Here is a 14369-nt window from a genome sequence, read left to right as displayed (position 1 = left end):
TGCATCTTTCGCGCCTGTGCGACGGCGCGAAAGGTTTCATCAAGAAACAATATTTCGGTTAGTTCGGTAGTCAAATATTCTGCCGATGCTCAATTCGGTTACCATTGCATTTCATCATTGAGGAATATCGATTTTCCGCCTTGACCGATGCGGCGGGTGCGGGTTTGGTTGTGCAACTTCCGCGCTCTTTGGAAACGGTCAAAGTTCGAGTATGGGCAGATTTCGCGAACATCGAGGGTCGTCGCACCCGGCGGTGGATCAGGGCCGATGAGCATGTCGGGAGACGACGGCCGGAGAAGCCGTAGCTGGTCGCTCGCCGAGGCGCTCTCGCGCTATCTGACGGTGGTGACGAACAGGCCCCATGGCGAGGATGAAGAAGGGCTGGCCACCGGCGTTGCGGCCGCTGCCGAAAGCCTCGCCTATGCGGTCATCGAAGCCACCCCCAGCGCGCTCCTGCTGACCAATGCGGCGGGCAACATATCCTTCGCCAACAGCGCGGCGGAACGTCTCTTCGGCTATGAGGCCGGCGAACTGGTCGGCCGGCCGCTCCTGGACCTTGTGCCGCCGCGCTATCGCGACGCGCATATGGTTTCCTATCACGTGTCCATGGATACGCCAGTCAGCCGGATGATGGGCGGTGACAGCGAATTGTTCGGCCTTCGCAAGGATGGCGGCGAGATCCCGGTCGAGATGGCCCTCAATACGCTCGAACTCGGCGGCGAGGTGCAGATCCTGGCGTCGATCTTTGACACAAGCGCCCGGCACGAGGCGCAACGCGAGGCCGCGATGGCGGTGGCGGAGGCCGAGGCGATCGTCAGTTCGGCCCCTTTTGCGATCATCGCGACCGATGTGGCGGGCCTGATCGTCGCCGTCAATCCGGCCGCCGAGCGCCTGCTCTGGTATCGAGAAGCCGAACTCGCGGGCAAGGCGTCGGTGCTGCTGCTGCACGACAAGGCCGAAATCGAGGCGTGTGCCGCGGAGCTTTCGCGCGAGCTGGGTGAGCCCGTCTCGGCCGATATCGCGGTTTTCCGGGCGAAGGCGAGCCGTGGCCTGCCGGACAGCCGCGAGTGGAGCTACATTCGCAAGGGCGGCTCCCGCGTTCCCGTCCAGTTGACCGTCTCGGCGATCCGCGACCAGAGGCAGGCCATCACCGGCTTTCTCGGCATCGCCTATGACATCACCGACCGGAAGCGCGCCGATGGCTATATCAGGCACATCGCCCATCATGACGCGCTGACCGGCCTGCCCAATCGCGTGCTCCTGCACGAACGGCTCGACAGCGCCATTGCGCAGGCCAGTCGCACGGGCGGCAAGATCGGCGTGTTGCTGGTCGATCTCGACCACTTCAAGCGCGTCAACGACATGCTCGGCCATTATGCCGGCGACCAGCTTCTCATCGACATAACCCAGGCGATGCAGCGCTGCGTGCGCAGCACGGATGTACTCGCGCGCATGGGCGGCGACGAGTTCGTCGTCCTGATGCCTGACGTCACCAATGAGCGCGAGGTGCTGGAGACCGCGCGGAAGATCGTCCAGGCGCTTTCAGGCCCGATCCAGATCCGTGGCCATGCCGCCAGCGTTGCGACGAGCGTCGGCGTTGCGCTCTATCCCGACCACACCACCGATCCGCAGGCGCTGCTGACGCATGCCGACATGGCGATGTACGACGCCAAGCGGCGCGGCGGGAGCCACTACCGGATCTTCACGCTCGACATGGCGCACCGGCTGGAGCGTCAGGTCGGCATGCAGCGCGCGCTGGCCGGTGCGATGGAGCGCGGCGAGTTCTTCCTGGAATACCAGCCCGAAGTGTCGAGCAAATCGGGCCGGGTCATCGGTGTCGAGACGCTGCTGCGCTGGCGCCATGCGACGCGCGGCCTCGTCCCACCGGACGAGTTCATCCCGATCGCGGAAGAGAGCGGGCTGATCGTCGCGATCGGCGCCTGGGTCCTGCGCACGGCCTGCGCCGAAATCGGCGCGCTGAACAAGACGCTGGCGGAGCCGTTGCGCCTTTCGGTCAATGTGTCGCCGCAGCAATTGTTCGACGAGCAGATGTGGCAGGACATCGACAAGACCCTGGCGAAGCACGCCATCGCCCCGCATCTGTTCGAGATCGAGATCACCGAGGCCAGCCTGATGGGCAATGGCAATCGCGAGCAGCAGGTCCTCTCGCAACTGCGCAACCTCGGCATCACGATCACGATCGACGATTTCGGAACCGGCTATTCGAGCCTTTCCTATCTCGCGCAGTTCTCCATCGACCGGATCAAGATCGACCGCACCTTCGTGCAGGACCTGATGCGCAACCCGAACCGCGCCACGATCGTGAGCGCGATTATCGCCATGGCGCGAAAGCTCGGCATCGGTCTCATCGCGGAGGGAGTGGAAACCGTTGCCCATCTTCGCTGGCTCGAAGATCAGGGTTGCGACGAATTCCAGGGCTTCCTGTTTTCGGCGCCGGTTCCGGCGGAGCGGCTGGCCGCCCGCCTGGCCCATCTCAAGCGAGAAATCCCGGCTCTGTTCAGCCTTGATTATTCGCCGGCATCCGGGAGGGCGGGATCGGCCTGAGACGTCAGACCACGGCCGTCACGCCACCATCGACATAGAGGATGTGGCCATTGACATAGCTCGACGCGTCGGAGGCGAGGAACACCGCCGCGCCGCCCAGCTCCTCCAATTCGCCCCATCGGCCCATCGGCGCGCGCTGCACCAGCCAGGCGTTGAATTCCTCGCTCTCCGTCAGCGCCTTGTTGAGCTCAGTCCTGAACCAGCCCGGCCCGATGCCGTTGATATTGAGGCCATATCGGGCCCATTCCGCGCACATGCTCTTCGTCAGCATCTTCACCGCACCCTTCGACGTCGCATAGGGCGTGATAGTGGCGCGTCCGAGTTCGCTCGTCACCGAACAGATATTGATGATGCGGCCGCGCCCACGCGGGATCATGCGGCGGGCGACCGCCTGCCCGACGATGAAAGGTGCGTCGACATTGGTCGCGAGAACGCGCTTCCAGTCTTCGAGCGGGAAATCTTCGAGCGGCATGCGACGTTGCAGGCCGGCATTGTTGACCAGGATGTCGATCGGTCCGATCTCCGCCTCGATCGTTGCCACCGCATCGGCGACGGCGTCTGGATCGGTCACGTCGAAGCGCGACTGGAATATCGGTGCGCCGGTATCGGCAAGCGACGCCTGCGCCGTATCGAGCGCAAGCCGGTCGCGGCTGTTCAGCACCACCGTCGCGCCGGCCTCGGCCAATGCCCGGGCGATTGCATGGCCGATGCCGCGGCTCGACCCCGTGACGAGTGCGACGCGCCCCGTCAGGTCAAAGAGTTTGCTCGTCAACGGGTTCTCCTCTCGATCGATTTAATCGATTCATATCCGCTTGACGGATGATCCGCCAACGCGCAAATGGGTTTTCATCCGATGATTTGAGGGCGGCAAGAGGTGAGCCGTCCGGTCGTCGCTCCCGCCCTTGTTCCATCCCTGCCGCCAGACAGCCCCCACGCTGCCCGAGAGGAAATGCCATGGTTTACGTCGCCGCCGATGATCGCTACGACCAGATGGTCTACAACCGTGTCGGCCGCTCCGGCCTGAAGCTGCCGGCGATCTCGCTCGGGCTCTGGCACAATTTCGGCTATGACGGCAAGGTCGAGACGATGCGGGCCATGTGCCATCGCGCCTTCGATCTCGGCATCACCCATTTCGATCTCGCCAATAATTACGGCCCGCCGCCCGGTTCCGCCGAGGAGTTCTTCGGCACGATGACGACGGGTGACTTCAAGCCGTATCGCGACGAGATGATCATCTCGACCAAGGCCGGCTACTACATGTGGCCGGGGCCCTATGGCGAATGGGGCAGCCGCAAATATCTCTTCGCGAGCCTGGAGCAGAGCCTGAAGCGGATGAAGCTCGACTATGTCGACATCTTCTACTCGCACCGCTTCGACCCGCAGACCCCGCTCGAGGAGACGATCGGCGCGCTCGACGCCATCGTTCGCCAGGGCAAGGCGCTCTATGTCGGGATTTCGAGCTATTCCTCGGCAAAGACGCGCGAGGCGGCGCGCATCGCCCGCGCGCTCGGCACGCCGCTCCTGATCCATCAGCCGCGCTATTCCATGCTCGACCGCTGGACCGAGAAGGACAGCCTGCTTGATGCGCTCGAGGACGAGGGCATGGGCTGCATCGTGTTCTCGCCGCTGGAGCAGGGCGTGCTTTCGGATCGCTATCTGAAGGGCATTCCCGATGACAGCCGTATCCGCCACTCGCATTTCCTGAACGAGAGCGTGCTGTCGGATACCAACCTCGCCCGCGTGAAGGGGTTGAACGAGATCGCCGAGCGGCGCGGCCAGACCCTGGCGCAGATGGCGCTCTCCTGGGTGCTGCGCGATCCGCGCATGACCAGTGCGTTGATCGGGGCGAGCAAGGTTTCGCAGATCGAGGATGCCGTCGGCGCGCTGCAGAACCTCGCCTTCAGCGCCGACGAACTGGCGGCGATCGATTCTTACGCGATCGACGGCATGCTGAAGGCCTGATTTCAGCGGATCAGGGTCACCTCCATGCCGGACCAGCGCAGCCAGAACTCGGCATAGAAGACGATCCAGAACAGCGCCAGCACGACGGCACGGCCCGCGAGCGCGAGCCGTTTCGACAGGAGATGGCTCGCGACCGCGATGATCAGGGCTACGACTGCGAAGCGGGCGAGCCGGACCGGAATGCTGACGGCGAAGAAGGCGAGGGCGGAAAGACCGCTCTCGCCGGCCCCGACGGCAAAGACCTTGTAGGGGATGCCGGTGACAGAGCCCTTGAGCATGGCGAGCGGCCAATCCGCGGACTGGATGCCGGCGAAGCCGGTCGCGATCATCGCCCTTGAGACGAAGGGGACCGAGTCGAGCATCGCCCGCGCCGCCATCGGGTCCGTGGCCGCCAGGCGGTACAGGACGAGACCGCCGCACGCCGCTCCGATCGCGGCGCCAAGAGCCGACCAAAGCCCGGCCCGAAGGCCGAAGCAGAGCGCGACGAAGCTGAGCAGGATGTCGGCGACCAGCGGAAAATAGGTCGCCTCGGCGAGGCCCCAGGCAAAGGCGGCCAGCATCAGGGGGAAAAGCCCGGTCATCCGCGCGGCGGCGGCCGGGCCGGTGCTCAAACGATGCCGACCTTGTCGGCGAAGTGGAACATCTCCAGTCCGCCATCCCAGATCATCTTGAAGGCGACATATGCGATTACCGCGAGGCCGACATAGGCGATCCAGGGCGCGCGCTTCAGCAGTCTGGCGACGAAATTGGCGGCGACACCCATCAGCGCGACCGAGAGCACCAGGCCGATCACCAGCACCCAGGTGTGGTCACGCGCCGTGCCCGCCACGGCGAGCACATTGTCGATCGACATCGAGACGTCGGCGATGACGATCTGCGTCAGCGCCTGGCGGAACGTCTTCTGGCCCGGCGCGCCGGCAGCCGCCGATTCCGCCAGCGCATGCTGGATATGCTCTTCTTCCTCGTGATGGCCGGAGCGGAGCTCGCGCCAGAGCTTCCAGCAGACCCAAAGCAGAAGGATGCCGCCGGCGAGCGTCAGGCCGATGACGCCGAGCAGCTTGGTCGCGAACAGGGCGAAGATGATGCGCAGCACCGCTGCGGCGGCAATGCCGGCGACGATGGCCTTGTTGCGCAATTCGCGCGGCAGGCCCGCCGCTGCCATGCCGACGACAATCGCATTGTCGCCAGCCAGAACGAGATCGATCAACACGACCGTCGCCAGCGCGACGAGTTCCGTGGTGACGAAATCCATCGTCAGGAATTCCATGGGGGTAGAGGCCTCGTGATGCGGAAGGGGAAGATCGGGCCGCTCCCTATCTGGGGAATCTCGGCCCGATTGTCCAGTACAAGTTTACAAATCCGCAACAAGATACAGTATACCGACGCCCTCGTCAGGCCGGAACAGGTGCGGCTGCGTCGATCAGTCCCTCATTCTTCAGATCGCTCCAGAGCGAGCCGGGAATGTCGGTCGTCCACCAGCCCATGATTTCGTCCAGTTCGGACGCGGCGCGCGGGCCGGGGATGACGCTAGCCACCAGTGGATTGGCGAGCGGGAAGGCGAGGGCGGCTGCCGGAAGCGGCACGCCATGCGCATCGCAGACGCGCGCGATCGCCTTGACGCGGTCGATGACGGCCTGCGGTGCGCGCGCATAGTTCCAGGTGTCGCGGCCGGCGAGGATGCCCGAATTGAACGGACCGCCGACGATGATCGACGTGCCGGCCTTCTCGCAGAGCGGGAAGAGCGTGTGCAGCGGCTCCTGCTCCAGCAGCGTATAGCGCCCGGCGAGCAGGAAGCAGTCCCACTGGCCATATTCGGTCGCCTCCGCGAGCGCCTGCCACTCATTGACGCCGAGGCCGATCGCCTTGATCGCGCCGGAGGAGCGAAGGCGGTCGAGCGCCTTGTAGCCGCCATCCATGGCGATCGGGAACAGTTCGGCCTTGCGCTCCGGGCCAAGCGTCTCGGTGCTGATGTCGTGCATCAGCAGGATATCGATATGGTCGAGGCCGAGGCGCTGCAGGCTGTCCTCGAACGAGCGCATGACGCCGTCATAGGAATAGTCGTAGACCTGCTCGAACGGCAGCGGATCGACCCATTGGTCGTTCGCATCGCGCGGGTTGGTGCGGGGCTTCAGCAGGCGGCCGACCTTGGTCGACAGCGTCCAGCCTTCATGCTGGCGCAGTACGTCGCCCACGACGCGCTCGGCCTTGCCGTAGCCATAGAATGGCGCGGTATCGACATAGGAAATGCCGATCTCGAGCGCGCGCTCGACGATCGATCTTGCGGCTGCGCCGTCGATCGGTGGCCTGAAATTGCCGCCCAGCGTGGCGGTGCCGAGGCCGAAGGTGGACAGTCGAAGGCTGGTGCGGCCGGCGGGCCGTTTTTCGATGATCATGCTGCCGTCTCCAATATGGTCCGACGCGCCGTCGCAGGAGCGAAGGCACCTCGGTTCTTTTGCGTTCCCCGTGGGATTCTGATTGTGGCTTGCCGACGAGTGGATCCCTCGACGGGAACGTTATCCGCCTCGCCCGTGACCGCGCAAGGGCGTCAGGGACGATCGTGGCGACGCGCGAAAGCTGATATGGCTCAACCCCGCCGCCAGAGGGAGATGCCGTGATGACCGCCCCATTTTCGATCCGCACCATGACCCCGGCTGACCTCGATCGCGCCATCTCCTGGGCCGGCATGGAGGGATGGAATCCCGGCCTCGGCGACGCCGGGCCGTTTCTCGCCGCTGACCCCGGAGGCTTCCTGATGGGCTATCTCGACGACGAGCCGATCACGGCCATCTCGGTCGTTCGCTATGGCGACCGCTTCGGCTTTCTCGGCTTCTACATCTGCCGGCCCGCTTGGCGCGGCAAGGGCTATGGCTGGCAGACCTGGCAGGCGGGCATGGACCATCTCGGCACGCGCACGGTCGGGCTCGACGGCGTGGTGGACCAGCAGGAGAATTACCGCCGCTCCGGCTTCGCGTTCGCCTATCGCAATGTCCGGTTCGGCGGCCACGTCACCGTCGAACGGCCGGACGATCCGCGTCTGGTGACGATCGAACCGGCGCTGACGGAGAGAATCCAGGCCTATGACGCGGCGTTCTTTCCGGCCGCGCGGCGTGCCTTCCTTGATCTCTGGCTGGCGCCGTCGGGCGGCCGGCGCGGCCTTGCGCTCGTGGCTGATGGCACGATTCGCGGCTATGGCGTCATCCGGCCGGCGGTCGACGGCTTCAAGATCGGCCCGCTCTTCGCCGAGACGGAGCAGGATGCCGACCTTCTGTTCCGGGCGCTGGCGGCCGAAGCCTGCGGCGCGGCGCTTGTGATCGACCCGCCGGAGCCGAATGAAGGCGCGCTTCGCCTCGTCGAGCGCTATGGCCTCACGCCATCATTCGAGACCGCGCGCATGTATCGCGGTGTCGCGCCGAGCCTCCCGATCGAGCGCATCTTTGGCGTCACCAGCTTCGAGCTCGGCTGACGCGAGCGATCGCCATCCCCATGACTCTGTCAACGGGTGTGTCTTTCCGGTTGCATCGGTCGGCGCTTCCCGGTCTGATCACCGCAGGCCGAATCCGGGGGATGATCATGCGCCTTCTGTCTCATCTGCTGGCCCGCTTCGTGCGGAACGGCCGCCTCATCGTGATCGATCACGCGGGCACATCACATCGTTTCGGCTCGGGCGAGAACGGCCCGGAGGTGACGATTCGCTTCGCCGACCAGGCGGTCGAACGCGAGATCTTCCTCAATCCGGAGCTCAAGACGGCCGAAGCCTATATGGACGGCCGCATGACCGTCGAGAATGGCGGGACCATCTTCGACCTGCTCTATCTCTTCTCGGTCAACCGCTCCGGCCTCGCCGCCCATCCCGTCCAGAAGGCCCTGCGCAAGGTCTGGCACACGGTTCGGCGCAGCCAGCAGCGCAACACGGTCGATCTCGCCGCGAAGAACATCCGCCACCACTACGACATCCCGCCGAAGTTCTACCGGCTCTTCCTCGACGACACGATGACCTATTCCTGCGCCTATTATTCGGCGCCGGATATCGGGCTGCATCAGGCCCAGATCGACAAGCTTCGCCATATCGCGGCCAAGCTGAAGCTCGAGCCGGGCATGCACATCGCCGAGATCGGCTCCGGCTGGGGCGCGCTCGCGACCTTTCTGGCGCGCAATTACGATGTGAAGGTCACCTCGGTGACGCTTTCGCCGGAGCAGCTTGCCGTCGCCCGCGAGCGGGCTGTGGCGGAGGGCGTCGCCGACAAGGTCAGCTTCCTCGAGCAGGATTATCGCAATCTCGAAGGGACCTATGACCGCGTGGTCTCGATCGCGATGATGGAGGCGATCGGCGTCGCGAATTTTGACAATTACTTTTCCACCATCAAGCGGCTGACCAAGCCCGGCGGCTTTGCGCTCGTCCACTGCATCGGCCGCATGTCGCCGCCCGGCACGACGGCGCCGTTCATTCGCAAATACATCTTCCCGGGCGGTTATGTCCCGGCGCTGTCGGAAGTGTTTGCCTCGCTCGAGCGCACCGGAACCTGGTGTTCCGACATGGAGAGCCTGCGCCTACACTATTACTGGACCATCCGCGACTGGCGGCTCGCCTATGAGGCGAAGCGCGAGGAGGCCGTCGCCATGATGGGCGACCGCTTCTGCCGGATGTGGGATTTCTACCTCGCTTCCGTCGAACTCGGCTTCCTGCACGGCTCGAACTTCGTCTTCCAGATCCTGCTGTCGGAGCGTCGCGACGACGTGCCGGTCATCCGCGACTATATCGTCGACGAGGAAAGGCGGCTGGCGGCGGTCGGAGCCGTCTAGCTATTTGACGTGTCGCGTTTCCTTCACGCGAACCGGTGTCCACTTCGCTCGGAAATGCTCTCGATCCGCCGCAGATGATTGTCGAACTGCTCGGCGCGCCGCGCGACGGGGGCGATGGCGTCGTCGTCGATGCGGACCATGCGGCCATCGCCCGACGTGGCGACGATCGTATCGTTATCCGTGCCGGCGAGGCCGCAGCCGTCGGCGAGTGCAATATGGCTCCTGAAGCGCAGCGAGGCGGCATCGAACAGGAAGATCTGTCCGCCGACCGGCGATGAGGCTGCGATCGTGCCGCCATCGCGGCTCGCGACCACCGAGCCGATATAGTTCCGCGCCAGCGCCGTCGCGGTATCGGGCATGTCGACGAGTTCGGCGCCGCGCTCCGTCAAACGACCGATCAAGGGCGGGCGGGCCGTGCGATCGCCTTCCCACTGGCAGCCGAACCAGACCGCGCCCTGACTGTCGAAGGTCATGTGGCGCATGGAGAGACGGTTGAGCGTCGGTGTCAGAACGGCCTCGCCGAGGAGGTCACCGGTCGTACTGTCGAGCTTGACGATCGACGGGCGCATCTCGGCGAGGTTCAGCTTCTGCCGGCCGAAATCGGGATGGGTCTCGATGCCGCCATTGGCGACGACGAGCGTTCGTCCGTCCGGCGCGAGCAGGATTTCATGGGCATCGACGCCATGCGTCTCGAATTCGCCGATCCGCTTGAAGCCGCCGCTCGCATCATAGACCCCGATGACGCCGCGCGACGTCTCGCCGTCGAAAGCATTCTCGGTCGCATAGAGCAGCCGGCCATCGGTCGAAAACACGCCATGGCCGAAAAAATGATGGCCGGCGGGCGGCGTGATCGTCGCGACCGGCTCGCAGGACGGCACGTCGACGACGAGCGCGAAATAGCCGGGGCGCCGGGCGAAGACCACGACGCGACTCCGCTCCGGATCGATCGCGATGTCGTGCCCTCGGCCGGAGAGCCTGGTGCGGCCGATCTCGGCGCCGTTTTCGTCGACCATGAGCAGGATGTGCTGGCGAGGGCCGATCCGGGCCGAGCTCACGAAGACGGCGCGCTGCTCCACGCCACTGCCCGCTTCGGCTCGGAAGGGCAGCAGGGCTGACAGCGCATTTCGCCAGCTTGCCATGGCGGCTCGTCCTAGTCGCCGTCGAGCGCGTTGAAGCCGGGCTGGATGCCGGCCGCTGCCGTGAACTGGTAGTTGAAGATGTCCTCCATCGTCTTCAGCACGTCGAAGGCATGCTGCAGACTGTCATAGGCGGCCTTGTCGGCGAAGGCCGCCTGCCAGTCCGAACCGACGTTGATCGAGTTCTCGAAATCGGCGGTCGCAGCTTTGGATTCGGCGAGGAGCTTCGGCGCGGCGGCGGGCGCCAGGCTGAAGAGATCGGATTGCTCGATCAGGCTTTCGATCGCCGCGCTCGATGCCAGCAGATAGGGGAACGCCATGCCGGATTTGACGAAGGCGCCGCGCGCCGGCTTGGCCGTATCGAAGGACTTGCCCAGCGCAGGCAGCAGGCGCTGGTCGCGCATCTGCTGCAATCCGGTGACGATCGCCTTCAACACCTCGATGACCGGTTCGGTCGCGTTGCGATAGACGATGTTGTCGCCGCCCGGCTGCTCCATCAATTGGCGCCACCCGCCATCCCGCGCCCACTCAACCAGCGTGTCGTCCGCGATCTGGTGCAGGTTCTCGGCGATGCGGAGCGCGAGCGTGCAGCGATAGCTCGCCGTCTCGGCGTCGTCCGGCGCGTCGAATGTCAGGCTTTCGAAGGCCTGGAGGCCCTGCACGGCGGCGCTGCGCGTCGCAATCATGCCCGGCTCCAGCAAGGCGGGATCGGGCTTTGCAAGGATCTGGCGCAGTTGCCGCGCGCCCGTGCCGTGCTTGTCCGGCAGGAAGGAGAAGCGCTCCAGCCGGCCCTTTTCGGCGATGGGGCCGAAACGGAGAAAGTCGACCCGCGCCCAGGCCTTGATGACGCCCTCGAAGGCGCTCTTGAGCGCCGGGCTCGGGGTGGCCGTCGGCGTCTGGCAGGCGGCTTTCATCGCGGAGACCAGCGTCGCCGTCGCGGCTTCGAGCCCCTGATAGGAGGGCAGGATATAGCGGTCGATCGCATTGTGGGTGACCGCCTTCATCGCGGCCTCATTGGGCGCCGGGGTCGCGGCATCCTGTCCGAAGGCGCGACGCGCCAGCACCAGGAGCGGCGACAGGAGCAGGAAGCGTTTGGTGATCGCGATCATAAGGTTTCCAGAAAGGCAATCAGCGCGGCCCGGTCGGCCGCCGAAAGAGCTTCGTAGTTCGAGCGCGCCGCATCGGCTTCGCCGCCATGGGCACGGATCGCATCGTCGAGCGTTGCCGCCCGACCGTCGTGAAGATAGCGCCGATCCGCCTCGCGGCGAACCGAAAGCGTCATCAAGGGCGCGGTCCGCCATTCCGACGACGCGACGCCCGGCTCGCCAACGCCATCATCGAGAGCGGGACCCATATCATGGAGCAGCAGGTCGCTATAGATCGCAACCGTTCCGCCCGTGCGGGTGGGCAGGCTCGGCACATGGCATGCGGCGCAGCCCGCCTGGGCGAAGATCGCCGCGCCGGGTGGCGTCGACGAAAGGGCCGGCGGCGCTTTCAGGCTGTGCAGATAGGCGGTGACGAGGCCGATCATCTGGTTCGAGATTTCTTCATCGTCGAAACCCGGACTGCGCCCGTTCGGCGCCGCGAGGCAATCGGCTTCGGCCGCCGTGCAGTCGCCTGAAGGGTGGGGCGCCAGCGGGCTGGAAAGACCGATATCGAGCATGAAGGCGTCGGCCGTCTGCTGTTCGAGCGTTGCCGCAGAGGCCTTCCAGCCATAGCGGCCGATCACTCTCTTGCCGTCAACGGTCAACCAGCGCACGCGCCCGGATATGCCGTCGCCATTCATGTCGTCCGGATCGGCGAGAGCCTCGATCGCCTTGTCGTCGACTTCGTCCAGCAGGCCGATCCCGCGGAGCGACGGCGCCTGGCGGGCGCCACGATGCGTCCTGGGGTCCAGCGGTCCACGCGATGGGGTGACGGTGATGCGGACGGGATTTGCCGGCTTCGGGCCGAGCGCATAGGCGACGGTACCTTCGCTGATCAAGCCGGTGACGGCGCGTGGCTGGATCTGGCGGCCATAGACGGGATCCGGGATGCCATCGGCGCTGCCGAGACGGGTCGCGAGGCCCCGCGGTTCCAGCGTACCGTCGGGCAGCGCGACAATGCGCGCCGAGAGCGCCTTGCCGGAATGGCAGCTCTGGCAGCTCTTTTCGTTGAAGAGTGGCCCGAGCCCGTCATTGGCGGCAGTGGAGGAGGGGGCCTGGACCCAGAAGCGATCGAACAGCGCCTTGCCGATGGCCGCGTTCAGGCCGTCAGCCGCAAACGCCGCAGCCGGCAGCAGGAATGGTGTGAGCAGGAGGGCCCTGATGCGCCAGTTCATGGTTCCGCGCGCTCACGCAACCTCGACCCAACCCATCATGCCGGTCTCCTGATGCTCGATGATGTGACAGTGGAGCATCCACCGGCCGGGATTATCCGCGACGAAGGCGACGTCCACACGCTCTTCAGGCAGCAGCAGGACCGTGTCGGCGAAATGCGGCGGCAGTTCGCGCTTGTTCGATTTGAGTACCGTGAAGCTGTGGCCGTGAATGTGGATCGGGTGCATGCGCGGCGTCACGTTGCGGAGCTGCAGGCGATAGCTCCTGCCTCGCTCGAGTTTCAGCAGAGGCGGCGGAATCTGGTCCATGCCGCCGCCGGGCCACGACGCCTTGTTGATCGCCCAGAACGTTCCCGCCGCCAGGCAGAGCGGACCCAGAAAGCCCTGGTCGTCGCCTGCGGCACTCGCGACAGATTGCGCGGTCGCAGTCGCCGAGAAGGTCATTGGCGTGACGGGCGCCGAGAGATCGGGCGCGGTGATGCGGGCCGATGCCAACGGCGCGGGGTCGAACGGCGTCGTCCGGCGCGCCGGTCCCTTGGTCATGAAACGCGCCAGCGGCACGGGCTTGGCCGAGAAATAATCGAACAGCGTCGCCGTACCGCCATCGGCCGGGGTGCGGATCACGAGATCGGCACGCATGGCCGGCCCCATCCGCCAGGAGCGGAGCGGGAAGGGTTGGCAGGCGAGCCCATCGATCGCGACGACGGCCGCCTCGGCGCCCTCCACCCCGATTTCGGAGACGCGTGTCGGGTCGATATTGACGATGCGGAGCCGCACATCGCCCGAGGCCGGCACCGTGATGTCAGGCTCGACCATGCCGTTGACGCTGCGCACCGTGCCGAACGTGCCGGATTTGCCCGCGCCTTCGGGCGTCAGAAACGGCAGGAAGCCGGTATTGTCGTCGTTGAGGCGCCAGTCCTTCAGCACGAGCAGTTCGTCGGCGTCGTAGGGCTCGGGCGCGTCGCCATCGATGATCAGGATGCCGGCAAGGCCTCGGCCGAGCTGTTCGACGGTGTTGCAATGGGTGTGGAAAAAGAAGGTGCCGGTGTCGGGTGGCACGAAGGAATAATCGTAGCTTTCGCCCGGTTCGACGGGTTTCTGCACGAGATAGGGCACGCCGTCCTGATCGTTTGGCAGGCGGATGCCGTGCCAATGGATCGAGACGTGCTCGCCCGGACGCGTCAATCCGTTGACGAGATGCGTATTGAGGCGCTGGCCCAGAGCGAGGCGGATGACGGGCGGCGTCGCCTGGTCCGCGAAAGTCCACATCGGCAGGGCGTGGCCATCGAAGCAGGGGAGGGAAAGCGCCCGCTCGGCCGCCTTCAACTCGACCGACACAATCGTCTCGGGGCCAGGAACGGCGGCTGGCGGCAGGGGCCGCGTGAAGGCCGGCGCGCTTCCGGGCCTGCCGAAGAGCGCCGTGCCGGCGAGCGCTGCAGTGCCGGCGAGAAGGGTGCGGCGGGAGATCATGATACGGTGCGAACTCTCACGGCGGTCATGGAACCACCACTCCTTCATTGCCGGGGCGAGCCCGGCAATGACACGTTGGAACGGGCGCCCGCAAGCGTTTCGTCGCCGCCTGCGGTGCG

Annotated in this window: 12 protein-coding genes; 4 read left to right on the top strand and 8 right to left on the bottom strand. The window is 65.5% G+C overall.

Features of this window, described 5'->3' with window-relative positions; all coding sequences use genetic code 11:
* The first annotated feature begins 267 nt into the window (after positions 1-267).
* The gene (locus tag QO014_RS11110; RefSeq protein ID WP_266348776.1) at positions 268-2565 is read left to right on the top strand and encodes a putative bifunctional diguanylate cyclase/phosphodiesterase; all 2298 of its coding nucleotides are present in this window, start codon (positions 268-270) and stop codon (positions 2563-2565) included.
* A 4-nt stretch (positions 2566-2569) separates the two neighbouring features.
* On the opposite strand, the gene QO014_RS11105 is transcribed toward QO014_RS11110, so the two are convergent.
* Positions 2570-3337: a glucose 1-dehydrogenase gene (locus QO014_RS11105; protein WP_266348775.1), complete on the bottom strand. Its 768-nt coding sequence runs from the start codon at positions 3335-3337 to the stop codon at positions 2570-2572.
* A 182-nt stretch (positions 3338-3519) separates the two neighbouring features.
* Here QO014_RS11105 and mgrA point away from each other — a divergent pair, with 182 nt between their 5' ends.
* Positions 3520-4527 carry an L-glyceraldehyde 3-phosphate reductase gene (mgrA, locus tag QO014_RS11100; protein ID WP_266348774.1) on the top strand — a complete coding sequence of 336 codons (1008 nt, stop codon included), beginning with the start codon at positions 3520-3522 and terminating at the stop codon, positions 4525-4527.
* A gap of 2 nt (positions 4528-4529) precedes the next feature.
* Here the strand turns inward: mgrA and QO014_RS11095 are convergent, their stop codons facing one another.
* From QO014_RS11095 to QO014_RS11085, 3 genes are all read right to left on the bottom strand, one after another.
* The gene (locus QO014_RS11095; protein WP_266348773.1) at positions 4530-5138 is read right to left on the bottom strand and encodes a hypothetical protein; all 609 of its coding nucleotides are present in this window, start codon (positions 5136-5138) and stop codon (positions 4530-4532) included.
* Positions 5135-5794 (bottom strand): TerC family protein, encoded by a 660-nt coding sequence (locus QO014_RS11090; RefSeq protein WP_370877125.1) that lies wholly within the window; start codon positions 5792-5794, stop codon positions 5135-5137. The genes QO014_RS11095 and QO014_RS11090 overlap by 4 nt, the downstream gene beginning before the upstream one ends.
* A gap of 124 nt (positions 5795-5918) precedes the next feature.
* A complete protein-coding gene (locus QO014_RS11085; RefSeq protein WP_266348772.1) occupies positions 5919-6920 on the bottom strand; it encodes an aldo/keto reductase in 1002 nt (333 codons plus the stop codon).
* Positions 6921-7141: 221 nt separating this feature from the next.
* On the opposite strand from QO014_RS11085, the gene QO014_RS11080 reads away from it, so the two are divergent.
* Entirely contained in the window at positions 7142-7990 is an 849-nt protein-coding gene (locus QO014_RS11080; RefSeq protein WP_266348771.1) for a GNAT family N-acetyltransferase, read from the top strand.
* A gap of 107 nt (positions 7991-8097) precedes the next feature.
* Positions 8098-9327 carry an SAM-dependent methyltransferase gene (locus tag QO014_RS11075; protein WP_266348770.1) on the top strand — a complete coding sequence of 410 codons (1230 nt, stop codon included), beginning with the start codon at positions 8098-8100 and terminating at the stop codon, positions 9325-9327.
* A 23-nt stretch (positions 9328-9350) separates the two neighbouring features.
* Here QO014_RS11075 and QO014_RS11070 read toward each other — a convergent pair whose 3' ends face one another.
* The 4 genes from QO014_RS11070 to QO014_RS11055 are packed head-to-tail and all read right to left on the bottom strand — an operon-like array spanning position 9351 to position 14250.
* On the bottom strand, positions 9351-10466 hold the full coding sequence (locus tag QO014_RS11070) for a DUF1513 domain-containing protein (RefSeq protein ID WP_266348769.1): 1116 nt from the start codon (positions 10464-10466) through the stop codon (positions 9351-9353).
* Between the two features lie 11 nt (positions 10467-10477).
* Entirely contained in the window at positions 10478-11572 is a 1095-nt protein-coding gene (locus QO014_RS11065) for an imelysin family protein (protein WP_266348768.1), read from the bottom strand.
* Positions 11569-12783 carry a di-heme oxidoredictase family protein gene (locus tag QO014_RS11060; RefSeq protein WP_266348767.1) on the bottom strand — a complete coding sequence of 405 codons (1215 nt, stop codon included), beginning with the start codon at positions 12781-12783 and terminating at the stop codon, positions 11569-11571. Before QO014_RS11060 ends, QO014_RS11065 begins: the two co-directional genes overlap by 4 nt.
* A 12-nt stretch (positions 12784-12795) precedes the next feature.
* Complete coding sequence (locus QO014_RS11055) at positions 12796-14250, bottom strand: multicopper oxidase family protein (RefSeq protein WP_266348766.1); 1455 nt, start codon at positions 14248-14250, stop codon at positions 12796-12798.
* Positions 14251-14369 lie beyond the last annotated feature (119 nt).

This window comes from Kaistia dalseonensis, from assembly GCF_030814715.1.
Classification (GTDB): Bacteria; Pseudomonadota; Alphaproteobacteria; order Rhizobiales; family Kaistiaceae; genus Kaistia; species Kaistia dalseonensis.
This window is presented reverse-complemented; position numbering and strand designations above follow the sequence as displayed.

Excerpts from the sequence above, each read along its gene's own strand:
- QO014_RS11060 (WP_266348767.1), bottom strand. The coding sequence starts at position 12,783 with ATGAACTGGCGCATCAGGGCCCTCCTGCTCACACCATTCCTGCTGCCG.
- QO014_RS11110 (WP_266348776.1), top strand. The coding sequence starts at position 268 with ATGAGCATGTCGGGAGACGACGGCCGGAGAAGCCGTAGCTGGTCGCTC.
- QO014_RS11075 (WP_266348770.1), top strand. The coding sequence starts at position 8,098 with ATGCGCCTTCTGTCTCATCTGCTGGCCCGCTTCGTGCGGAACGGCCGC.
- QO014_RS11055 (WP_266348766.1), bottom strand. The coding sequence starts at position 14,250 with ATGATCTCCCGCCGCACCCTTCTCGCCGGCACTGCAGCGCTCGCCGGC.
- QO014_RS11085 (WP_266348772.1), bottom strand. The coding sequence starts at position 6,920 with ATGATCATCGAAAAACGGCCCGCCGGCCGCACCAGCCTTCGACTGTCC.
- QO014_RS11065 (WP_266348768.1), bottom strand. The coding sequence starts at position 11,572 with ATGATCGCGATCACCAAACGCTTCCTGCTCCTGTCGCCGCTCCTGGTG.
- QO014_RS11070 (WP_266348769.1), bottom strand. The coding sequence starts at position 10,466 with ATGGCAAGCTGGCGAAATGCGCTGTCAGCCCTGCTGCCCTTCCGAGCC.
- mgrA (WP_266348774.1), top strand. The coding sequence starts at position 3,520 with ATGGTTTACGTCGCCGCCGATGATCGCTACGACCAGATGGTCTACAAC.
- QO014_RS11080 (WP_266348771.1), top strand. The coding sequence starts at position 7,142 with ATGACCGCCCCATTTTCGATCCGCACCATGACCCCGGCTGACCTCGAT.
- QO014_RS11090 (WP_370877125.1), bottom strand. The coding sequence starts at position 5,794 with ATGGAATTCCTGACGATGGATTTCGTCACCACGGAACTCGTCGCGCTG.